The sequence below is a fragment of the Bacillus sp. FSL K6-6038 genome (assembly GCF_038050455.1).
Lineage (GTDB): Bacteria > Bacillota > Bacilli > Bacillales > Bacillaceae_G > Bacillus_A > Bacillus_A pseudomycoides.
In genome coordinates, this window is record NZ_JBBOUH010000001.1 from 1040258 (window position 1) to 1063958 (window position 23701).

Here is a 23701-nt window from a genome sequence, read left to right on the forward strand (position 1 = left end):
ACTCGTAAGGGTGTCTTTCTTTATTTCTTAAAGGACCTGCTCATATATTGTTTAAAAACATAAAGTAATGTGTATCCGTTAAAACACATGTGCATGGTCCCTCTTACTCAAGGAGGAAATGTTATGGGCTTTGGAGGTAGTTGTGGTGGTTTTGGTGGCGGATTCGCTTTACTAATTGTCCTGTTCATTCTGCTAATTATCATTGGTTGCAGTTGTTGGGGCGGCGGATTCGGTTGCTAGTAAAGAAAAGGCACTCATTGGAGTGTCTTTTCTTTATGAAAAGATCCCCACACATTGCGCAGGGATAAAGAGTGAATGTACTCATATATTACAACAATACTCCTCCACTAACAAAACAGTAAAATCTCATTATGGGGCACGGCAAGAATTCCTTCTTTTTTGAGCCACTCACTAGAGGACAGTTATATAATTATGTTTTTGCATTTAATGGAAATGGAGTTGTTTGAGGTCTATTAGGGGTCCTGACGTCAAAACGCGGACATCGTATATTATCAAGACTTAAATTGTAAAAAGTCATAAAAAATTAAGGGTATTACATATAAGTCATTTATTATATGTAATACCCCTTTACTTCTTTTATTATGATTGAGAGATTAAATCATTACTTTATAAGAATTAATTATAAATATAGATAATTAAGTTGTAATTTACTCTGTTGAAGTGATGCACCTAAAATGAAGGTAACTATTATATAAGGGATAATTTTATGAGTAATAAATTGAAATATTTATTAGGGATTAGCATTACCGGATTCGGGGATGGAATTCAACAAATTGCTTTGCTATGGTATATTTTTCATTTAACAGGACAATCAACTTCTATCGGATTAATGATTGCTATTTATTATATACCAAGTGTCATTTTAACACCTTTTGTGTCTGTTTATGTAGATCATCATGACTCTAAAAATATGGTTGTTCTAACAGATAGTATTCGATTTGTACTTGTTTTAATCATGGCGATTCTCGTTTTCATAAGATTTGAATCAGTATTTGTTTTTTACATTATGCAATTCTTATTAGCAGTTTGCTACACCATTTACAAACCTGCATCTTCTGCATTTATTAAGGAAGCATTCTGTAATCATGATATACCATTTGTCATATCAAAAGCATCTTCATTAAATGAAGCAGCATTAATAGTGGGAACTGGTATTTCTGGGTTATTTCTAGTTAAATTTTCTTTAGCTACTAGTTTCTTTATTAATTCTGTAACATTTTTAGTTGCGGCTATTTTCTTTTCTTACATAAAAAGAATGAACCCTAAAAAAATAAAGAATACAAGAATATTCTACCTTGCAGAATTAATATCGGGATGGCATTTTATTAATCAAACAGAAGGAATGAAATACTTACTGTTTTTATCTATTTTGAATAGCATTAGTATACAAATGACAACAACTTTATTATTACCTCTTGCAGAACAGTTTGAAGGAGGGAGCGGACTCTACTCAATATTTGAGATGGCATTTTCAGTAGGAGGGATTATAGCAGGTTTTATTGCTATCTATTTTTTAAAAAAGTTTAAACATAAAGTTATTTTTATTACGATGGTGGGTATGGCAACCTCTTCTTTTTTATTATATTTGAATGACTATAAAACAACGGCCGTTATTTGTATATTTATAATGGGGCTATTTACCATGTCGCACTTGATTATTGTGCAAACGTTAATACAGTTGAATACTACAACAGAATATATTGGCAGGGTAATAGGCTTAAGAACGATTCTAGCATCATTTGTTAAGATATCATCTGCTCTATTAACTGGTATTTTAATAACTCGTATGGGAGTGAATAATATTTTGCTTTTATTTTCTATCTTAATATTGGCTAGCTTTATTACGATTGGAAATATGAAAAAACAAATGTATTAAAATGAAGGGAAATACATCTGGAAGATTAATCAGAGATGCTGTTACAGGCTGTAAATAACTTACGAATAGGGGGATAAAATGATTAATATACGTTCGAAAACAGAGGAACTAAGAGCAAAATTAAAAACTATATTGAGTCGAGAATATAAAGAATAAAGGCATATTCTATAAAGAGCGTGTTAAAACACTTCATAATGAAATACATAGATGTTTATAAGAATAAATAAAAGATGCTTTCACATAGGGGGCCCGCCACATCGCCATCAAGCTAAATGCACGAGTTATCCCAAAACAATAAAAACGAGCAAAATGCACAAAATTTTCGTTCTGGGGGTATTATGAGATCTTAAGTTGATGGGCATAGGGTATCTCATTTTCGTTAACTTGATGGCGATGTTTCCGTACCTCAAATAGGGTGATAATTATTATAGGTGTATCAGATTTCTTGTAGCTTTTAAATTAAAGGCCTTACCCAAAGTTGAGAAAAATCCACATATCCAAAATATTTCATCCTAATATTCGTTAGATCTGATGAAAAAGGAATCTGACATTTATCATAATATAAGGGAATCATAATAGAGGATTCTATCAGTTCTTTTTCAAGGTCTTTATTTAATGAGGGCCACTTCTCAAAATGTGTACGTTTGTATCTATCAAGGTGTTTTTTTATTGTTTCATTTGTTTTTACAATCTTAGCCAACGGTGAATATCTAGCTGTTAGAAAATAATAAAATGATATCTCTTGATTCATCTCGAATACCTCACCATGAATAAAGAGATCAACTTGTTCATTAAGTTTTTCATCTCTCAGATAGCTTTCAAAAGGAACCCATTTGACTAGAAAAGGTATATTTTCTTTTTCTAAGACATTCATTAACCACTTTGTCAGTTTTTCTGTATACTGAGTAGCTTTTATAATAAGTGGTTCTTTAAATGCGGGGCGTGATTTTTGTCGCATATCGATTTGATGATCTATTTCCTTCAAACAACTCGTAGGGTTGGGGATCTTATTAAAGTCATATTCATAGATATGATTGATATTCTTAGTAATAATATAATGTAAGTAGTTACGAACATCGATTCGTTGAATAGATGAATTACGCCAGGCATTCATAATTATAACGCCAAAGCCAGAATTTCTTTCTACTTGAAAGGTGGAAGTGTTCTCGTTGCGCTTGGAAGATTGATAAATAGTATCAAATTCTAGAGGAACCTGAATGAATTCTACTGTATCTAGCAATGGTCTTTCCTGAAAATAATCATTAAATGCTATCAATGATGTCTTTTCCTGGTTATTCTCTCCTATATAAAAACCACCAGTTCCCACAATTACACCGTTATTTTCTTTATAAATGCTTGTATTTATCATACATAACATTTGTAAACAATAGCTACAACCATCCGGATAATGTATGTCAATAATTAATGGTGATACAATATCTATGTTCTCTATTGGTGCCCATAAGTCTTTATAGTATTTATGACTCCGTAGTTTTGAGAGACATAGTTTCACGTCAGTCGCTGTTAAGATGGATCCATCATGAAATTTTATGGACTTTTTTAAGTATAGTCTAAGCTTAGATTGAGTTAAATCCCAACTATGAGCTATTTCAGGAAATATGTTCCCCTTTTCATCCATATAAACAAGTCGATTGAACACGTTTGCGACAATGTGTGCACTATGTACATCGGCAGCTTCTAGTGGATGTGTTGTTAAAAAGGGCTTTCTTCTAGGAATAATTAATTTATCATCCGAATTATGTATATAGCCAAATTTTGAGTGAAACTTAGTCATCAAACGTAGTTTACTGTTTGGAGACCAATTATATAGTAAATATTTACTGCTTTTTTCAATAGGTTGTTGATCCATAATCTCCATCACTTGTGACTCATAGATTTGTTCTATATTTTTAAGCCATTGAAGAGAGGAAGTGTGTCCTCTTCCTTTTCCAGAATTGAAAATTAGCCAACCTTCATCCATCCATTTATGTAAGTAACGTACTGTTTGCTTTGTACTTAAACTTAAAAAGTCTGCTAGGTCTTTTATTTTTATGTGTCCTGAAGAAAATGATTGCCATAGATCCAATAAATTTTTATCCATTTTCCTATCTCCTTCTATAAGTAGACATATTTTTCTAGATATGTCCATTTTTAGTTTGATAAGTCTAGTTTAATATAACATTAGATAAAAGGAGGAGATACTATGAATTGGAAAGACTTTGAGCAAAATATAAAAGTACGCTTAATTACATCATTTTTTAATCGTGCTGTTACATCAGCAGTAATGCCTTTCATGGCATTGTTTTTTGCTCAAGAAATAAATAAAGTATGGGCCGGTTTATTTTTAATCTCGACTGTTATTTTAAGTTTTTTTTCAAGTTTAATTGGAGGTTACATTTCCGATCGCTTTCAACGGAAGAAAGTTTTATTGTTAACTTCTTCTTCTAGTGCTGTAATGTTTTTATTAATGACCTTAAGTTTATATCCTACAGATAAGTTGATTTGGTTATTTGCAATTGCTTATGTAGGTTTTGTAATATCTAGCAGTCTTGGTCGTCCATCCATGCACGCTATAATAATAGATTCAACTACACCAGAAAATCGAAAGGCTGTTTATACAATTGACTATTGGCTTATGAATCTTTCGATGGCAATTGGTGCTGCATTAGGTGGTTTTTTATACATTAATCACCAAAAAGAGTTATTTATATTACTAACCTTAGTTTCTGCTACACTACCAATTACCTATAAATTGTGGTTAGTTGCTGAATTTAATAATTTCTTAGAACCAAAACATGAAAATATAGTATTGGATCTAATCCAAAACTATAAAATTGCTATTCAAGATGTAGCATTTTTAAAAGTTGTAATAGGATCTACATGCATATTTGCGGCAGAGTTCTCCTTGAATAGCTATATAGGTATACGACTTTCAGAAACATTTAATACAATAAACGTTGGGAACTTTGAAATAGTAGGAGTAAGGATGCTGAGTATTCTCAACATACAAAATATGCTTTTAGTGGTATGTTTGACGTTTATTGTGAATAAATTTACAGATCGTTTAAGTGGAAAGAAGGCGTTACTCTTAGGTCTGGTTCTCTATGGTGTAGGATATGTAACAGTAACATCTGCAAATACTTGGTACGTACTTATTATTTTTAATTTTATTGCTACTGTTGGTGAACTTGTCTACTCGCCTGTCAGAAATGCAGAACAAGCTAATATGATTCCGGCTGATAAAAGAGGATCTTATTCAGCTTTTGCAGGTCTATCAGATATTGGTGCGGACCTGATTGCAAGAATTACCATTATCGTTGGTGCTTTCTTGATTCCTACGATAATGTCCGTTTACATTGGAATCATTGTGATAATTGGCACATTCCTCTTATACACTGGATTGTTCATTAGAAAAGATATTCAGTCTAAAGAAATATTGAAGAAAATATCATCATAATATAATACTTTAATAGTTATACATGGACAAAGAGGACAAAAGAGGAAGGCTTCCATACAGAACGACGCGGAAAAGGAAATGTTGGTGGCCCTTCCTCAAAACAGCTATCTTCTGATGACAAGCTAAAGAAAGCTTATTTATCTTGCGTAAAAGATAGTACGACACGAGAGATTTTAGCTTATCATGTTTCCCCTTCTTTACAAATGGATATCGTCTATCAAACATTAGACAAATTAAAAGATAGATTAGGAGATATGATTCATCCTGAAGCACTTTTACACTCAGATTTTTCATTACACGCACCCGGAATTTCAGCGCTGTGTAAAGGAAATGGGTATGAGACAGTCTATGTCACGTAGAGGAAACTGTCTAGATAATGCCTCAATGGAATCCTTTTTTGGTCATATGAAAGATGAATTAGACTATAAGTGTTGTCAAACGTTCCGATCTCTTCAACTAGTAATCGAGAATTATATACAAGATTATAATTATGATCGTTATCAATGGACTCTCAAAAAAATGGCTCCGGTACAATACCGGAACCATCTTTTAAGTGCTTAATTTTTAAAGGTCTTTTTATTAAACTGCCCATTTTATAGGGTACAGTTCATATATTGGTTCTCCTCTTTTTTATGAAATCTTATCTTCTATATATAGGCAATGTATGTTTCCCTTGAATTAAGTTCCACTCATCCGAACTTCTTAGAAGTTTAATATTTAACAATGCTTTGCCATCTACGATTTCAATATCAATTTGACCTTGTTTACCAAATTGATTGAAAATTAAAGTTGCTTTATTATCTTTGAATGTTACAGTACCGTCTATATATGCTATATCTTCAGCGTTATCGGAATAAGAAGATACACCGACAACTGCTTCGTTGTCAGAAATAGGACTAATCTTCATCATTGTGAAAGCTGGGCCGATATACGGTGGTTTCGTCGGTAGTTCTTGTTCTGACCATGTTCCTTGAACGTTGTATAGAATAGAAGTTGGTTTTGCATCAGGATTCCATGCACCGTCTTTATCGAGATAGTACCATTGTAATTGATCGTCGACAAACCATCCAGTTTTCATTGCACCGCTTTTATCAAGGAAGTACCATTTGTTTTGGTCGAGTACCCAACCCGTTTGCATAATACCCTTTGCATTTAAAAAGTACCATCTGTTTTGATCAAGAACCCATCCAGTGTGCATAGCGCCATCTTTATTTAAGTAGTACCAATCATATGGTGAGTTTTGATGCCATCCAGTTTTCATGACACCATCTTTTCCAAGAAAGTACCATTTCCCACTATCGGAAACCCACCCATACTGCATAGCACCGTTTTTATTGAAGAAGTACCACTTTTCATCTTGTTTTAGCCATCCAGTGTGCATAGCGCCATCTTTATTTAAAAAATACGAATGTGGTCCTTCTTGATACCATCCAGTTTTCATGACACCATTTTTTTCAAGGAAATACCAATTGTTATTTGTGTTTACCCATCCTGTTTCCATTTTTCCATTTATGTAGTAATACCATGCGTGTTGTTTTTGTACCCAACCTGTTATTGGAGTAGACTGTTTATTTGTTTCTGCATAAACATGAGGTTGTATTCCGCTAAACAATATACCTGCAACAAATAACATACTAACGATTTGTTTTTTCATAGTAATCTGCTCCTTTTTTAGAAAAATGCCTTTCCCTACTACTAATATATCTAACTAATAAAACGAATTCAACACTTTTATTACAAACGTGTTACAAAAATGTTACAAAAGTATCAAAATATTTCTTTCTGTAAGGGTTTTATTCCTTATTATCTGTTAATAAGGAATAAAATCACCATTATCATTAGTATGCAAAGGAGTTTTAAAATCCTTCTTGCTAGCTGTTTCTTTTCCATTCTATTATAGAAGAAAGAAATTCGTAAAAATTAGCAATGTGGTTTTGATTCTCTAGCATTTTTCATAGGATGCTAGAAAAATTTTCTGTTAGATATTTTAAACATGTAAGTGTATATTCTGTAAAGAAAAAGAGGAGAAATGTAATGAAGCGAATGATTGCATCAATATGTGTAGCAGGAAGCTTATTAATAGCACCTATACAAAGTTTTGCAGAAGTAAAGACAGGTGGAAATCAGCAAATTGTCGTAAAAGATGGCTGGGTGTTTGAACAAAACAATTGGTATTACTATGTGAATAATGTGCCGGCAAGCGGATGGAAAAAGATTCAGGGAACGTGGTATTACTTTGAGAGTAACGGCGTAATGAAAACAGGTTGGTATTTTGACGGAACGAATTGGTTTTATATGAATAGCAATGGTGGAATGGAGACAGGATGGAAAAAGATTCAAGGAACGTGGTATTACTTTGAGAGTAATGGCGTGATGAAAACAGATTGGTATTTTGATGGAACGAATTGGTTTTATATGAATAGCAATGGTGGAATGGAGACAGGATGGAAAAAGATTCAAGGAACGTGGTATTACTTTGAGAGTAATGGCGTAATGAAAACAGATTGGTATTTTGATGGAACGAATTGGTTTTATATGAATAGCAATGGTGGAATGGAGATTGATTGGAATAAAATAGGCGGGGCATGGTATTACTTTGAGAATAGCGGTGTATGGGTTGCAAGCAATGATGCTGACTATTTATATACAATAGGAGAAAATCAACAGCTTATTCTTGTGACGGCAAATGATTATGGAACTAGTAAGGCAGAAATTCAAACATTCGAGAAGCGAAATAATAAATGGTATCCAGTGTATGCTGCTATGCAAGGATATATTGGACGTGATGGATTTGCTTATACAATAGCAGAAGGAGGAAAAAGTTCTCCGCGTGGTAAATATACAATTGGAACAGCTTTTGGTCGCTACGGTAATCCAGGAACAAAACTACCATATCGACAAATTACATCAAATGATGTTTGGGTGGATGATTCTAATTCACCTTTATATAACACGTGGCAGCAAAAACCAGCAAATGACCGTTGGAGCAGTGCCGAAAATATGAATATTCCTCAATATGATTATGGGTTTGTGATTAACTATAATACAGAACGAATAGCTGGAGCTGGCTCGGCGATTTTCTTCCATATTTCAGATATGTATACATACGGTTGCACAGCAACATCTCGGGAAAATGTTCTTTCTGTTTTAAGATGGTTAAATCCTGCTAAAAGTCCTGTGATTGTACAAACACCGGAGAGTGAACTGAAATATTATTAAACGAAAGAAAGTGTCCGTCAGTGGGGGACTTACTGCCCACGAATAGCGGGATTAAAGAGTGATATAAAAAAAGAAGGTGGCACGATCCCCCTTATTGTAGACAGTAAAAAGAAAGCACATTAATCTGTTTACTATGGAGGGGATTTTTCTATGGGCAAAATTAGTGTTTATTTAGGGAAAAGAATTTTTATTAAAATAAAGTTTTAGACCAGAAAGTTAATTTTAAATTTTGATAATGAAATGTTATGTAGACTTCATGTATATACAGTATCTAATAGTTTTATGTATCTTAAGTTGGTGTTATATTCAAGCAAAAAACGAGTAAGGAGACAGAACTATGGATAAGCAAGTTGTTATTGAGGAGCATACACCAGAATGGGCACTACAATTTAAAGAAGAACAAAGGATTCTAAACAATATAAAGGTGTTTTCACATATGGAAAACACCTTTTCAAGCTAATTGAAACTACCAGCTAGCCACCTCAACATCCGCTTTTAACCATTTTTCCCAAAGTGGATCTTCTATTTTAAGTAAGCTTAATGAAGTGCCTTGCATGTCTAAGGAGGTTAGATGGGTTCCGACTTTGACAAATCGAATATCTAATCCTTCAAGCTCACATAAACGGCGAATGTCATTTGCGAAGATATACTGTTCCATTAATGGGGTAGCGCCTAATCCATTAATCAAGATGGCAAACTTGTCTCCTTTTTTCCAGCGGTAAATACTTTTGAGCTTATTCATAAGCTCAACCGCCAATTTTTCAGAAGAAGATAACATTTCTTTCCGGTATCCTTTTTCTCCGTGGATGCCGACTCCGTAAAAGACTTCATTGTCTTGTAAGGTAAAAGAAGTCTTTCCTTGGATAGGGTCGGTTGCTGGAGAGAGCGCAACTCCTAATGTATGCAGATTCCGAATGACAGAATGGCCGATGCCTGTTAATTGTTGCAGTGAATGGCCTTCAAGAGCCGCTGCTCCGAGTATTTTATGAACAAAAATCGTACCAGCTACTCCTCGTCTTCTTTTATTAAAGGAAGCATCATCTTCAATGGAAACATCGTCATTCACAATGACATGATCAACAAGTCTTCCTTCTTCTTTTGCTAAAGATTCAGCAGTTAAAAAGTTTTCTACGTCAGCTTGAAAGTTTTTAATGATTAATAGGACGCCCTTGTCTTTGGGCACAGAGCGAACTGCCGCTACTATTTGTTCTGGTGTAGGAGGGGTGAAAATTTCTCCATTGACTGCCGCTGAAAGCATGCCTTTTCCTACATAACCAATATCAGCTGGTTCGTGCCCGCTACCGCCGCCGCTTATAATGGCAACATCTTGCCCAATTTTAGCAAGGTCTTTCTGATAAATGATGTTGTGTTCTTTGTTATAAGATATTCTATCGTTATGTTCAAAATAAAAACCATGCAACATATCTTGAACAATATTTTGAGCATCATTCATAATTTTTTTCATTGTTTTTCCACCTTATGATTTGTGTGCTGATTGCTTTAGTAAAAGGACTAATTGATTGTTTATCATATTTTTCATCATCGAAGACATGATAGACGGATCAATAGCGCAATGATTCTCAATCCAATCTTTTATTGTCCCAACAAATCCGTGACTATAAAAAGAGGCCAGTGTATCTTTTTTTACCTCAGAAATTGCTAATTTACAGCCAATTAATAGTTCATCGATGATTTTGAGATATAAGTTTTTCGTATGTTCAAAGAGATAATAATTAAATGAATTTTGCTCGATTACTTTAAATGCATTTCGGTAGAAGCATTGGTTTTGGTAAAAGTAATCAAATAATAGGTCGAAAATATTTTCCCATTTTTCATAATCAAGAAAGTCTATAATATTCTCTTTTGTTTCTTCTTTATAAATCCAACTTAACAATTCAAATTTATCTTTAAAGTGATAATAAAAAGTTTGCCTGCGCATCTGACAATTTAACATAATGTCACTCACGGATATTTTATGGAAAGGTTCAGTTTCCATTAATTTTTTTAATGAGTTGGCTATGATTTTTTTTGAAATGATAGAAGAGGTCATTATAATCATCCCTACAGCTTTATTCGTTTTTAATAATTAACATCCTACCTATAAATGAAGTGGGTGTCTTTAGACAAATCGTTCATTTTGTCCGTTTACCATAAAACGCTTTCATTTTATTATAGTTAATAAGAATACGCTTTCAAATATATCATAATTCAGAAGAGAATGTACCGTGGCAGGAAAAGCAATAAAATTATGGAAGTGTGGATACGAATAGGTTTGCGAAGAATGTAACAAAGCTTACAGAGGAGGAATAACAAATGAAAAAAATTATAAATCAACCTGAAACGCTCGTTATGGAGATGTGCAATGGGATGGTTATGGCTCATCCGGAACTCGAGTTATTAAAAAAGTATAAGGTCATTAAGAAAAAAGAAATGAACGAAAATAAGGTAACTTTAATTAGCGGTGGCGGTAGTGGACATGAACCGGCACATGCGGGGTTAGTAGGAAAAGGAATGCTGGATGCGGCAGTATGCGGAGATGTGTTTGCTTCTCCATCGCAAATACAGGTGTATCAAGCGATTAAAGCAACAGCTAGCAAAAAAGGTACGCTGCTCATTATTAAAAATTACAGTGGCGATATCATGAACTTTAAAAATGGTGCTCACTTAGCTACTGAGGATGGCATTGAAGTAGAATATGTCCGCGTAGATGATGATATTGCAGTAGAAGATAGTCTTTATACAGTGGGACGCCGCGGTGTTGCGGGAGTTGTGTTAGTACATAAAATAGCTGGTGCGGCAGCGGAAGAAGGTATGGATTTAATGCAGGTGAAAGCTGTAGCGGAAAAAGCAGCGGCAAATGTTCGAACAATCGGTCTCGCATTAACTTCCTGCACGGTTCCGGCGAGTGGATCACCTACTTTCAAATTAGGTGAAGATGAAATGGAATATGGCGTTGGTATTCATGGAGAGCCAGGCAGAAAACGTGAAAAAATTGCGACTGCAGACGAATTGGCTTTACGCATGACAAATGACCTTGTGAAAGATTTAGGACTAGATGAAGATGCTGAAATTGCTGTTCTAGTAAATGGATTTGGCGGTACACCGCTTCAAGAACTGTATCTGTTTAACAATGCAGTTACGAGAGAGTTAAGTAAAAGAAATATACGAATCAATAGAACGTTTGTCGGTAATTACATGACGAGTATTGATATGGCTGGAATTTCTCTAACAGTGATGAAACTAGACGATGAGCTGAAGACATTGCTATCGAAAGAATGTAATACACCTGCGTTTAAAGTAGATGGACCAATTGAGAGTGTAGAATACGTTGATATTGCGGAGCACGAAGAAGAGAAGCCAGTTTTCTTTGAGACGGAAACAGCTGAAGAACATGCAATCATTAAGAATGAGGTAATCACATTAAATAATATGATTTATCTTATAGATAAAATGAGCGAAGTTATTATTAAGAACGAAGTACCATTCTGCGAACTGGATACGCATGCAGGTGATGGTGATTTTGGAATGAGTGTCGCGAAAGGATTTAAACAATTAAAGCGTGAATGGAGCTCGATTTTAGATCAAGAGCATTTAAATATTGGAACTTTCCTTGATGCGTGTTCTATGGTGATTATGGAACATTGCGGTGGAGCTTCTGGTCCAATTTGGGGCGGAGCTTTCCGAGCTGCAGGTAAGGCTATGGAAGGGAAAATGGAATTGACAGTTGGAGAGTTTGCTGAAATGTTGCAAGCTGCACTTCATGGTATACAGTCTATCGGTGAGCGCTCTTTCGGAAGAGGAGCAGAAGTAGGCGATAAGACGCTTGTAGATGCGCTTGTACCTTGTGCAAATGCTTGGTCAGAAAGCGCTGCAGCTGGTACAGACTTTAAGACTGCTTTTGAAAAAGGGGCAGCGGCTGCCGTTAAAGGAGCAGAATATACAAAAGAAATCGTCGCTCGAATGGGCCGCGCTGGTACGGTTGGTGAAAGAAGCTTAGGTTATCCTGATGCTGGTGCCTATGCGCTAGGGGTTATTTTTACGGAGCTTTCTCGTAGTTTAAGATAATGGTATTTCGGGATACTGGAAAGTCTCAATTGTGTAGGTGAATAGAAGGGAAATAAGAAAGAGGCAACGCCAAATAAAAAGGTACCTTATGAAGCAGCAGGTACCTTCTTAAGATAGATAATTAATGTTTATGAAAACATAAAAAAGGAAGAGAATTATAAAAATTCTCTTCCTTTTTGATTTACGCGAAATTTCATGTTCATTAGCTGTTTAGTTCATCGGAAAATGCTGTAGAAAACAGTATAAAACATGGTTTTTAGATGTAATATTGTATATTAAAATATATTGATACTTTAATAAGGGCTTACTATAATAAGAGTATAAAGATTCATAATATCTTAATATTAAAAAGGAGGAAATGATTATGGCAATCGCAATGGCAGTTTTAACATTCTTAGGTGGAGTACTTCCATTAGTAACAACACTTATAAAAGCATTCATGTAATATAATTCTCTGCACTTATTTTTTAAAATTATCATACAAATAATCTGTACCTCAACTGATAATTAGTTGAGGTACAGATTATTTGTGTGAGCAAACTTTAAACAAGAAAAAGAATCCCATAAATCATAAGGGATTCTTTTTCTTTATGTGTAATTATGACTTTAATGTTTTTCCACTCTTTCTTTGTTGTACCCTACAAAAGAAAACAAGAAAGATACCTATTTTGAAACAAGTCATATGGCATACTGTGAAATACCGTTAAATCTATTTCATTAAAACATCCCAATAGGGTTTACTCTATTGAGATGTTTTTGTGAATAAAAGATTTATGCTATTTAGCCTATATTTCCGTTGAAATGTAGACGGGTACGCCTTTTAGTCGTTATTTTCTTATTAGCATTACGCATATTGATTTTATGAACTTAATTAATAAATAAAAGATAGGATGAAAACAATGTACGAAATAAATGTAATGAAAACGAGGAAGCATATAAGCATCGTATTGGATACACATTGTTCTATTCTTTTTTTCATTTTAATTTGTTTTATTTTTTCAATTTTGCAGGATCAATTTGAATTTGTCCTTTCCAAGATCCAGTTACTTTTCCGATTTTATTTATATTTACATTTATCGTAAGTGGTTGTTTAAAGGATCCTTTCCCTTCAGGACCTTCAACAAATGTAACAACGCCTTCTGGTTTATCTTTATCACGAATACCTACATGTTTTAATTCTTTTCCATCTGCCATTAATTTGAATGGTAAACCATCTGCCCCTTGAATAAATCCTAACTGTGAGAACATACCATCCTTAGTATTATATTCAGGATTTTCTTCTTGTTGTCCATTTGCCTTACCATCACTTTTAAGGTCTAATCCAGTTGTATCAAATTCAAACGGTACTAGACTTCCATCAGCTTTTTCCAGTTTATAATGAACTGATATACGAGAATCTGCAACGTATAATTCTTTCAAATGCACAGTGACACCTTGATCAGTTATTTTTTCAACTATTTTGATGCTACAAACCTATGCAACAGAACCCGTTAGAAAATATGTACATGAATAACTACATATAAACTCCTTGTCCCTCTAGATAAACTACTGAATATCTCCATACAAACTCCAGATAGCGTATATAGAATAAAAACTATCAAGGAGGTTAGAAAAAATGAATTTTATAAAACGCGCAATTCTCAGTATGAAAAAACGAAAAGGAACATCATTAATTTTGATGGCTGTCTTTCTGATTGTTACAAATTTAGTGTTGGCAGGATTCACAATCCAAAATGCATCAAAAAAAGCTGCTGATGCTGCAAGAAAAAAACTGGGTGCAGATGTTACTTTGGGTCTTGATTTTGATAAATTAGGAAAACAAGCAAGGGAAACTGGAGAAATGCCTAATCCGCCGCATCTCAACACAAAAGAAGCAGATCAATTAGCGAAGTCCAAGTATGTAAAAGACTATAATTATATAACCAATACTTTCGGAATTTCGGATGGGTTTAAATTAGTAGGAGCTTCAGAAGGAGAAGGAGAAGAAGAAGGAAAAGGTAGAGCGGGAGTGGCGACTGTACGAGGAGGATCAGGTTCAGGTTCAGAAATAGATATGAATTCTTCGCTTATAATAGAAGGAGTGCGCAAGACTTTATTACAAGAAAGTTTTAAAAATGGAAAAAGTAAAATCATTGATGGGAAACCAATTACAGAAAAGATGAAAGATCAGAATGTAATTTTAATGGAAAAACGATTAGCGGAACAAAACAACTTGAAAGTAGGAGATAAGGTTAAAATTCAATCAGGCGATAAGAAGAAAACTCTTGAATTTGAAATTATTGGTATTTACGAAACGGATGAACAAGCACCATCGATGGGTGGAAATGCCCCTCCTATGATGGATCCAGCTAATAAGCTATATATGCCTCACTCTACTGTCAAAAAATTAGAGGCAGATGAAGGTGCTAGTAGTAGCATTCAAGTCGTGTACTACTTGAACGATCCACAATACATTGATGCATTTAAAAAAGAAGCAAAACAATCTAATATTGATTTTAATTATTTTAAGTTAGATGCACATGATTCATTGTACAAACAAATGATTGGTCCTATCGAAAATATCTCTTCTACTTCTCAAATGATTATATATATTGTATCTATTGCAGGTGCTATTATCTTAGGATTAATCATCATGTTATCGATTAAAGCACGTCGTAAGGAAATGGGGATTCTATTGTCCATTGGAGAGAAAAAATGGAAACTGATGGCACAGTTCGTAGTAGAAGTAGTATGTATTGCTATTTTAGCATTTGGATTATCCATAACAACAGGAGCTAAAGTTTCTCAATTCGTAGGGGATAATTTACTTTCTAATGAAATTGCTACAGCAAGCGAAGAAAAAGACAATTCACAAAATGGTAGTGTAATGATGGTTGGAGCTGGTGGTAATCTACAAAACCAAAGCGAAGATCCAATTGATAAAATTGATGTAAGTGTAACAGGAGAGGATTTAGGAAAAATGGGGGGAATTGGACTGACTATTGCTATACTAGCAACTATTCTTCCGGCATTATCTATTCTACGCTTAAATCCAAAACAAATCCTTTTAAAAGATGAATAAGGAGGCTCGACATGGAGACAATTTTACAATTTAAAAACTTAAATTATTATTACGAAAGTAACCGAAAAAAAGTAGCGATACTAGATAATGTTAATTTTTCTTTTCAAACAGGGCACTTTTACACGATTTTAGGGCCATCTGGATCTGGTAAAACCACAACGCTTAGCTTAGGTTGTGGGTTAGATATACCTAAAAATGGTTATGTACTCTATAAGGGTAAGGATATTCGAAAGATTGGTTTAGATCGATACCGGAATCAACATGTATCTGTGATTTTCCAATCCTATAACTTAATTACCTATATGACTGCTCTTCAGAATGTACTAACGGCAATGGAAATTACAGGTGTTCAGGTGCAAAATAAAAAGGCAAGGGCATTAGAATTATTAGAGAAGGTAGGACTTACAGAAGTAGAGGCGAAGCGAAATGTCCTGCAACTAAGTGGTGGACAACAGCAACGTGTAGCAATTGCTCGAGCACTATCTTGCAATGTTGATTTACTTATTGCTGATGAGCCAACAGGAAACCTTGATGAAGAAACAGCAAAAGAGATTATTGAGTTGTTTCAGAAGCTTGCCCATCAAGAGAATAAATGTGTAATTGTTGTTACGCATTCACAAGAAGTTGCAAAAAAATCGGATCGAGCGATTTTTTTGAGCAAGAAGCAATTAGTAGTAAAAGATATTAATAACCTTTAAATAACAAACTCCCCTATTAATAGGGGAGTTTGTTATTTAGATATTGGAATACTAACAAAAAATTGTACACCCTCTTCTACATTATTTATAGAATACCTTATACCCAGTGCTTCAAAAATTTGTTTGACGATATATAACCCTAAGCCACTCCCACCAGTATTTCGATTTCTTGACTTTTCGATTCGATAAAATGGTTTGAAGATATCTTGTATATTCTCTTCATTAATTTTGACACCTGTATTGATGACTTGCATTTGGATGTGGTTTTGTTTAGAATCTTGGGTTAACTGTATATAGACTTTTTCGTTATGCGGTGAATACATAACCGCATTATGAATAATGTTTTTACAGGCTTTTTCTAACAGAACACAATCCGTATAAACAAAAAGGTCAGAATCAATTTGTTTTATGATTTGAATGTCTTTTTGAGAAGCAAAAAATCCGATATCTTTTGTGATTGTATCCATTAATTCTGAGAGATTTACTTCTTCTAATTGTAGTTTAAAGGTATGTTGTTCTAGTTTTGACATGCTTAAAATTTCGCGAACCAGTTGTTCCATACTTTCAATAATTTGGTGATTTTTCTTTAAGTATTGGTCACGATCTTGATAGGGACCAATATTATAGATCATCCCTTCTAGGTATCCTTTCATAACAGTGAGAGGAGTTTTTAATTCATGTGATACAATTGCAAAAAATTCTCTGCGTTTTGCTTCTATTTCTCTTTCTTTTTCAATATCGCTCTTTAATTGCTGATTCGCTTTTTGTAAATTGAACATAGCTTGTTGTAAATTAATAGACATATCGTTCAAGCTATTGGATAATTCTCCTAATTCATCCGTGGAACGAACCTCAATTTTTTCGGAGAAATCTAAGTTTGCCATCTTTTGTGCACCCTCATTAATATAAATGAGTGGTTTTGTAATAAACCTTGAATAGAAATAAGCACTTCCTATACCAATCACAAGTACAATGATACTGATATAGGGAAGAAAACGTACTAAGACTTGCGTAGCTTCATCAATAGGTTGAAATGTTGCGAACACCACAAGTGTTAAGGTAACATCTTGGAATTGAATCGGCACAGTAACATCATATGAATTACGAAGGTAATCTGAACTCCCTAATGGTGTTGCTTTGGCAATCACATGTGCTTGGGTGCCTCTTTGAATAAAACTAAAAGAAGGAGAATACATAACTACGCCTTCCTTATTTTGAAGGGAAATCATTGCGTTATTTTTTTGTGCGTATTCATCAAAAAGTGGTATAGCATTTTGAAACGTAAGATCTTTAGATTTATCAATTATTTCTTCTATTCCTGTTTGAAGCTGATCTGTTTTGTATTGCTCATAAAATGTAGGGAGAAAGAAGTATAAAGTTAAATAAATCAGGACTGCAAAGGCTAACAAAATGAGGGATGTAGTCATAAAGAGTTTATAGGTAATTCTCTTCGTCTTCATGATTTTCACAATCCTATTCATCGATTTTGTAACCAATGCCCTTTACTGTTTTAATGTAGGAAATATCTAATTTTTTTCGTATGTTTTTAATGTGTGTATCGATCATACGAGTTTCTCCGTGATACTCGTATCCCCAAACCTTTTCTACGATGCTTTCTCTTGTGATTACTTTTTTCTTATTTTGAAGTAGTAGTTGCAGAATTTCGAATTCTTTTGCCGTTAAGGGGATTTCCAACTCATTTATATATACTTTATATGCATCGCAATCGACATGTATTTCTTTAAAAAATAAATGATTCTCCGTACTTTGATCATAGCTTCTCCGCAGCACTGCTTCGACTCGTCTAATCAAAACATGAAAAGAAAAAGGTTTCGTAATATAATCATCGATGCCAAGATCAAATCCCTTCATTTGATCTTGTTCTTCTTCTAACGCGGTTAGCATAATAATGGGTATATTTGACTGACTTCGAATCATTTTGGCAACTTCAAATCCATTAAGGTTTGGCATCATCACATCTAGTAGAATTAAATCAAAGGATTGTTTATTAAATTGTTTCATGCCCTCTAATCCATCTGATGCAACTGTAACAGCATACTGCTGAGTCATTAAAAATTGTTTGATTAATTCCTGAATTTCTTGATCATCCTCTACCACAAGAATATGATAGTTCATCCTTATATCACCTCTTGTAGCCATTATAACCTGCTTATCTGGAGTTTATGTGGAGACGTATTAGAATACATAGAAACAATATAAAAACTTCACAGGAAAACTATATTTATATCATATCAGCTCCAGATTCAAGAGATATGATATAAAAAACTACAAGAAAGAAGGAGGTAATCAAAATGTCACTTGAAACAAACATAATTCTTTCTTTATTTAGATGTAAAACTGTGGATGGTCTATCATTCGGATAGTAGTCGCATAAAAGTGAAAAAGAAATTAAAACCAGCACCATACTTACATAAGTACGTAAGTGTAAAGAAACGAAAGCTATATAAGTCTAGTTAACAAAAATGTTACATCCCCTCCATCGTACACACTCTTTATAACATCCTTATTTTCATTCCTGAATAGTAACTTTACGGGTAAAAAGAGAGAATCAAATTGATTCTCTCTTTTTCGTATATTCGATGACTAGATACTGAAAATCTTTACTATAACTTTAGATTAATCCCATATAGAATACAGATTAAGTTTGTATGATAAATGTATCAAATAGAAAGGAATGATACATGATGTTGACGATTTACACAATCTATCAAATTTTATCTCTTCCTTCTTATTTACACACAAATCTATTACCATCTATTCTCACCAGAACGCTCAGCCCTAAACTGAAAAAGTAAATGAGCTTGATATAGGTAATAATTGGATTGTTATTTTGTGTAAACACCTGTATAACACGCTACTATGTACATTGAATACCTTATTTGATGAGAGCCGAATAGGCTCTTTTTTTTAGAGACAAGTTCGAAGTGGGGTTGAATATCGTTGTATATATTTTTGTAGGGATTTCGATTTTGATTCTTGTTATCGTAAATTCTATAACTATAATTATTTACAACAAGTGTTGTTTTTGCAACAAAAGTATCAAAAATATTTACATCAGATTTATGTAAAAACAATATGATGTTGCAAGAAAAGTTCTGGATTACTAGTTATTCAATGTATTGAAGAAAAAGAAAATTTGAAATAGGAAGGTGAGCATATATGAAACAAGATGAAGTAATCAAACAGTTTACCACACCACTAGATGCTCCAGCATTCCCGGTAGGTCCTTATCGATTCCACAATCGAGAATACTTAAATATTTTAGGTAGAAAGGAAAGAAATTAGATATGGTTAAGATGAATAGAAATACTAACAGTCCTCAGTTATCTGAGAATTTGCAAATGTTTAGTCCTGTTACAGTTATTGGAGCGGGTGTTATTGGGATTTCATGCCCTATACAAACAAAGGCGAAGTCTTCAAATAGACTCCGCCTTTTCGGTGTATAACGAATTACAGGAATTATTAAGGGTTGCATAACCATTTAACGATGCAACCCTAGATTCTCTATGTTTTGGGTAACTTTGCAACAGAACCTTTATAAATCTATTTTGTCGCTTTTCGTCCTACTAATACCCAGTACAGAGATAAACTGAAAAGGGTAACGAGTACGAGGATGAATAGGATATTACTAAACATGGAAGCATCCACATTGTTTGTCATTCCGAAGAAACTTTTTTTCATTGCGGAATGGTCCATCATTGCCGCTGTGTAGGCAATTCCGATTGACATCGCGACATTAAGTGTTAAATTATAAAATCCGATTGCTGTTCCTGTTTTTTCTTTCTCAATTGTACAAATGCAAGAATCAAGTAATGGTGCATACATGAATGCAAATGAACTAGAGAATAGAACCATAGAGATTACGAATACAACAACAGAAGTGTTTATAAAGAATCCGCCTAATAGTAAGCTGACGATAATGCTAGACATAGCGAGTGTAATACATTGCTTGCTTCCCATAACCTTTGCAACTTTTCCTGAAAGAGCCCCAACGATAGTCGCTGCGATATATCCTGGAATTAATAATAGTGAAATTGTATCTAGCTGCAAACCGTAAATCTTTTCAAGCAAGAATGGGAATAGGAAAATATATGCTAGCTGTACAGAGTAAATGATAAATGCAACGCCAAGCAATGAGATAAACTGCTTATTTTGGAAGAATGAGATTCCGATAAAAGCTTTTGAATTCTTACTAATATAAGTAAGGAACAAAGCAATTGCAACAATAAACAAGACTAGGTAAAGCCAATTGAAATCTGTAATATATAGTAGTAGAGATGCTGAAATGGCTCCGACTAGGAATAATCCTAATACATCTACATGACTGTTTTTCGCTTCTTCCTTAGGAATGTATTTTAAAATAAAAGGAAGAGTGAAAAGTGTTACTAAAGAAAGTAAAAATAGAGTTGTCCAATGGAAATATGTTGAAACATAACCTCCAGTTAATGCACCGATAAGCTGTGAAAGAGCAAAACTACTTGTACTTAATCCTAAAAATTTCTTTTGTTCATCTGCAGGTAAATGCTTTGTGACAAATATTACATATAACGTTTCAGCTGATGCTAAACCAGCAGTTTGGATAATACGTGAAATAACAACTAGTAAAAACGAATGTTGAAAAATATATCCCATGACTGAACCGACACAGATTAAAATAATCCCAGCGCTAAAAAGTTTTCTAAAACTAATAGAATCCGCTAAAGCTGCGTAAACGACTGCTCCAATTCCAATCACAAGACCAGCTAATGTTGCTTGCCAGCTAACTGTTGTCGCTGAAATGTGAAAATCTTTTGCCATATCAACAGAAATAATCTTAAACGAATTGTCAATTACTAAACATAATAGAAATAACAGTAAGGTAACAGGTACTGCTTTCTTAGCACTATATTTCTGAGTTTTCTTCATGCTCACATCTTCATTAATTGTAGACATAGCTATATTCCTCTTTTCTTGTTATTCAGGGAATTGTCTTCCTGAGTCATGATTGTCTGGCCTTTAACTACCAATTGATCCTTTTGTAAAGGATGGTTTCAGTAATTTCTACACCTTTTGCTTCATATGCGAGGCTTTCTTGTGCACAGTTGTACCGATTTTTGTTCGTTCCTTCTTATGGTGTTTAAAAAGGAAACGTTTTCATGAACAACCAAAAACATCTTACCTTTTGAGTACGCTTTCATGATGATGCATAATAACTCCTTGAACTATATAATATTGTTTGGTTATTTAAAAACTTGTATGCACCTGAATATTGAAAAGGATATCATGCCTTTCCTTCTTATGATGCTTACAAGGAAGCATTTTCATGAACAACCAAAAACATCTTACCTCTTGATTGCGCTTTCATGATGACTCTTTGGGATATACAATATTGTATAGTTGTCTAAAAACTTGTATGCATCTGAACAATGAAAAGGATATCATACCTTCCCTTTGCTCACAACCCATCTTTCTTTTGGAATTTGTCTTTTTTGTTACAAAAAAATCGCCCCCATTATAATTGTAAGTAACCACACAAACAAGAAATAGGAGACGATTTTTTTATCCCGCATTAACGTGCAGTAATACTCCCACCTCAAAATTCGGTGAAAGCAAAGCAGTTAGATGGGAGATCAACTGCCCGTAAAAGCCCGATTGGCTCAACTAATAATCAGTGGGGGATGAAGAAAGCCCCCACTGATTAAAGTTTCACTTTATGAGTAACCATTCAGCTATTTTCATTCATTAATAACATGGGTCGGTTAATTCTACCAATGGACTATAGCAATTTAATCCCAGAAGATTATGTGGTAAGAGTGATCCATGACATGGTGAACAAGCGAAAACGGAAGTAGAACAGGAACAAGATAAGGGAGCAAAAAAGAGAAAAAGAAAGTGTATCAAGAGAAACGAAAAATACATAAGAAACTGAAAGAAGACTATTTATCACGACTACAAAAATATGAGTCACATCAAGAGACTTTCGGTGATCGTAATAGTTTCTCGAAGACAGATCCAGATGCCACGTTTATGAGAATGAAAGAAGACCCCTGAAAAACGGTCAACTGAAAGCTGGATATAATGTGCAAGTAGGAACAGAAAATTAGTGTATTGTAGGATACTCTCTTCACTAAATTCCGACAGATACACGTTGTTTCATACCGCATTTGGAGAAATTAAAAGAAGCCAATAGCTCTCCACGAATGGAAATTTCTAAGAGATAATGGATTGTTCATTCGATTATTTAGATGCTTTAATCTTTATTTGACTAAATTCTATTGGTATATAGTATTTATTATAAACCACAGGGTATTTGTCGCTGATATATACACTTTCTAAAATTAAATCAAATTCCTCCCCGTGGAAAATTTGGTATTTTAATGACGGAGTATTGGCGGAATTAGAACGTTTAATTTCAATGGTAGAGGAGTTAGCCAGTTCATATACTTTCTCCTCCAACATTTCCAACACTTGCTTCTCGTTATGTAAGTCAAGGTTCAATTTGGAAACGGCTTCTATTGGCATCATAGTAAAAGCAAAAGCTACTATCTTATCGTGATTTTTATACCAGCGTTCCAACGCAACCACTGCAGTCATTTGTTGATTTAATACTTGCATTGCATAGTCCGTTACTAGGTCAATTCGGAAATTAAGTTCGATATCATCTATTTTTTCCGTATAGCATTTATATAAGGGATTCCCCAGCTTCTCTAAGCCATCGCTACTTTCATTATGATGAAATCTTGTAATGAAATTTCCTTTTCCATGGATATTTTTAACCAATCCATCTTCTTGTAAAAGTGCCAAAGCATGTCTTAATGTCATTCTGCTCACACCAAATGTTTTGGCCAATTCGGGTTCTGTTGGAAGTTGGCTGCCTAGAGGAAATGTTCCATCCGTGATTAATTTATACAATTGGTCATACACAATGACGAATAGTGGTTTTTTTGGTTTATTGAGTTCATGAAGTTTATTGTTCATTTTCTTATACCCCTATAGTTTTTCAAATTCGTGACGATAAATTCTATTTCTTCTCGTTTTATAGTAGTTTATTTTCTTTTTCTATTGTAGCTTACTTTTCCGCGTAAATTAATACGCTTTCAAAAATTCATTATAATTTGCACTAGGTGTATTTGTCACTCAAAATGAAGATGAACGATATTGCGGACCACATCTTCATTAATCAAGAGTACGAATTTCAGTGGCTTGCGTTACATGAAGAAGAGGATGATGGGAAGGACTTCTGTTATGACCTTCGAAATCAAGCGGTTCAAACCATTTATCGGGATTAAAGAAGGTCATTGTAC

The 23701-nt window shown here is 34.0% G+C and carries 19 protein-coding genes and 3 pseudogenes; 13 read left to right on the forward strand and 9 right to left on the reverse strand.

Features of this window, described 5'->3' with window-relative positions; translation table 11 throughout:
* Nucleotides 1-123: 123 nt before the first annotated feature.
* Nucleotides 124-240: a YjcZ family sporulation protein gene (locus tag NSQ40_RS05295; protein ID WP_018782884.1), complete on the forward strand. Its 117-nt coding sequence runs from the start codon at nt 124-126 to the stop codon at nt 238-240.
* Between the two features lie 487 nt (nt 241-727).
* On the forward strand, nt 728-1897 hold the full coding sequence (locus NSQ40_RS05300; RefSeq protein ID WP_003202825.1) for an MFS transporter: 1170 nt from the start codon (nt 728-730) through the stop codon (nt 1895-1897).
* A 454-nt stretch (nt 1898-2351) separates the two neighbouring features.
* Here NSQ40_RS05300 and NSQ40_RS05305 read toward each other — a convergent pair whose 3' ends face one another.
* Complete coding sequence (locus NSQ40_RS05305; RefSeq protein ID WP_033796676.1) at nt 2352-3998, reverse strand: ABC transporter substrate-binding protein; 1647 nt, start codon at nt 3996-3998, stop codon at nt 2352-2354.
* A gap of 102 nt (nt 3999-4100) precedes the next feature.
* Here NSQ40_RS05305 and NSQ40_RS05310 point away from each other — a divergent pair, with 102 nt between their 5' ends.
* Entirely contained in the window at nt 4101-5354 is a 1254-nt protein-coding gene (locus tag NSQ40_RS05310) for an MDR family MFS transporter (protein ID WP_003202829.1), read from the forward strand.
* 131 nt (nt 5355-5485) lie between these two features.
* Nucleotides 5486-5915: pseudogene (locus NSQ40_RS05315) on the forward strand (transposase); the annotation flags it as partial.
* A gap of 79 nt (nt 5916-5994) precedes the next feature.
* On the opposite strand, the gene NSQ40_RS05320 reads toward NSQ40_RS05315, so the two are convergent.
* Nucleotides 5995-7008, reverse strand: a complete 1014-nt coding sequence (locus tag NSQ40_RS05320) for an N-acetylmuramoyl-L-alanine amidase family protein (RefSeq protein ID WP_003209578.1) — start codon at nt 7006-7008, stop codon at nt 5995-5997.
* A gap of 380 nt (nt 7009-7388) precedes the next feature.
* Between NSQ40_RS05320 and NSQ40_RS05325 the strand changes: the two genes are divergently transcribed.
* A complete protein-coding gene (locus tag NSQ40_RS05325) occupies nt 7389-8573 on the forward strand; it encodes a cell wall-binding protein (RefSeq protein WP_341286069.1) in 1185 nt (394 codons plus the stop codon).
* Between the two features lie 337 nt (nt 8574-8910).
* On the forward strand, nt 8911-9033 hold the full coding sequence (locus tag NSQ40_RS05330; RefSeq protein WP_003205188.1) for a hypothetical protein: 123 nt from the start codon (nt 8911-8913) through the stop codon (nt 9031-9033).
* 6 nt (nt 9034-9039) lie between these two features.
* Here the strand turns inward: NSQ40_RS05330 and dhaQ are convergent, their stop codons facing one another.
* Both dhaQ and dhaS read right to left on the reverse strand, forming a co-directional pair.
* Nucleotides 9040-10038, reverse strand: coding sequence for a DhaKLM operon coactivator DhaQ (gene dhaQ, locus NSQ40_RS05335; protein ID WP_003205191.1), 999 nt, complete (start codon nt 10036-10038; stop codon nt 9040-9042).
* Between the two features lie 12 nt (nt 10039-10050).
* On the reverse strand, nt 10051-10623 hold the full coding sequence (gene dhaS / locus NSQ40_RS05340; protein ID WP_033796686.1) for a dihydroxyacetone kinase transcriptional activator DhaS: 573 nt from the start codon (nt 10621-10623) through the stop codon (nt 10051-10053).
* 263 nt (nt 10624-10886) lie between these two features.
* On the opposite strand from dhaS, the gene dhaK reads away from it, so the two are divergent.
* On the forward strand, nt 10887-12638 hold the full coding sequence (dhaK, locus tag NSQ40_RS05345; RefSeq protein ID WP_003205195.1) for a dihydroxyacetone kinase subunit DhaK: 1752 nt from the start codon (nt 10887-10889) through the stop codon (nt 12636-12638).
* Nucleotides 12639-13628: 990 nt separating this feature from the next.
* Here dhaK and NSQ40_RS05350 read toward each other — a convergent pair.
* Nucleotides 13629-14102, reverse strand: a pseudogene (locus NSQ40_RS05350) (DUF4179 domain-containing protein); the annotation flags it as partial.
* 151 nt (nt 14103-14253) lie between these two features.
* On the opposite strand from NSQ40_RS05350, the gene NSQ40_RS05355 reads away from it, so the two are divergent.
* Together NSQ40_RS05355 and NSQ40_RS05360 are read left to right on the forward strand one after the other, a co-directional pair.
* The gene (locus NSQ40_RS05355; RefSeq protein WP_003195651.1) at nt 14254-15699 is read left to right on the forward strand and encodes an ABC transporter permease; all 1446 of its coding nucleotides are present in this window, start codon (nt 14254-14256) and stop codon (nt 15697-15699) included.
* A gap of 11 nt (nt 15700-15710) precedes the next feature.
* The gene (locus tag NSQ40_RS05360) at nt 15711-16397 is read left to right on the forward strand and encodes an ABC transporter ATP-binding protein (RefSeq protein ID WP_003195652.1); all 687 of its coding nucleotides are present in this window, start codon (nt 15711-15713) and stop codon (nt 16395-16397) included.
* Nucleotides 16398-16429: 32 nt separating this feature from the next.
* On the opposite strand, the gene NSQ40_RS05365 is transcribed toward NSQ40_RS05360, so the two are convergent.
* On the reverse strand, nt 16430-17878 hold the full coding sequence (locus tag NSQ40_RS05365; RefSeq protein ID WP_033796687.1) for a sensor histidine kinase: 1449 nt from the start codon (nt 17876-17878) through the stop codon (nt 16430-16432).
* Nucleotides 17871-18557, reverse strand: a complete 687-nt coding sequence (locus NSQ40_RS05370) for a response regulator transcription factor (protein WP_003195656.1) — start codon at nt 18555-18557, stop codon at nt 17871-17873. The genes NSQ40_RS05365 and NSQ40_RS05370 overlap by 8 nt, the downstream gene beginning before the upstream one ends.
* A gap of 1020 nt (nt 18558-19577) precedes the next feature.
* Between NSQ40_RS05370 and NSQ40_RS05375 the strand changes: the two genes are divergently transcribed.
* Nucleotides 19578-19703, forward strand: coding sequence for a hypothetical protein (locus tag NSQ40_RS05375; protein WP_003195658.1), 126 nt, complete (start codon nt 19578-19580; stop codon nt 19701-19703).
* 102 nt (nt 19704-19805) lie between these two features.
* Nucleotides 19806-19895: pseudogene (locus NSQ40_RS05380) on the forward strand (IS6 family transposase); the annotation flags it as partial.
* A gap of 66 nt (nt 19896-19961) precedes the next feature.
* On the opposite strand, the gene NSQ40_RS05385 reads toward NSQ40_RS05380, so the two are convergent.
* Nucleotides 19962-21350 carry an MFS transporter gene (locus NSQ40_RS05385; protein WP_003195662.1) on the reverse strand — a complete coding sequence of 463 codons (1389 nt, stop codon included), beginning with the start codon at nt 21348-21350 and terminating at the stop codon, nt 19962-19964.
* A gap of 939 nt (nt 21351-22289) precedes the next feature.
* Here NSQ40_RS05385 and NSQ40_RS05390 point away from each other — a divergent pair.
* Nucleotides 22290-22448 (forward strand): hypothetical protein, encoded by a 159-nt coding sequence (locus NSQ40_RS05390; protein ID WP_003195664.1) that lies wholly within the window; start codon nt 22290-22292, stop codon nt 22446-22448.
* A gap of 186 nt (nt 22449-22634) precedes the next feature.
* Here NSQ40_RS05390 and NSQ40_RS05395 read toward each other — a convergent pair whose 3' ends face one another.
* Nucleotides 22635-23375 carry a GntR family transcriptional regulator gene (locus NSQ40_RS05395; protein ID WP_003195666.1) on the reverse strand — a complete coding sequence of 247 codons (741 nt, stop codon included), beginning with the start codon at nt 23373-23375 and terminating at the stop codon, nt 22635-22637.
* Between the two features lie 164 nt (nt 23376-23539).
* Between NSQ40_RS05395 and NSQ40_RS05400 the strand changes: the two genes are divergently transcribed.
* The gene (locus NSQ40_RS05400; protein ID WP_003206049.1) at nt 23540-23686 is read left to right on the forward strand and encodes a hypothetical protein; all 147 of its coding nucleotides are present in this window, start codon (nt 23540-23542) and stop codon (nt 23684-23686) included.
* The last annotated feature ends 15 nt before the right edge of the window (nt 23687-23701 follow it).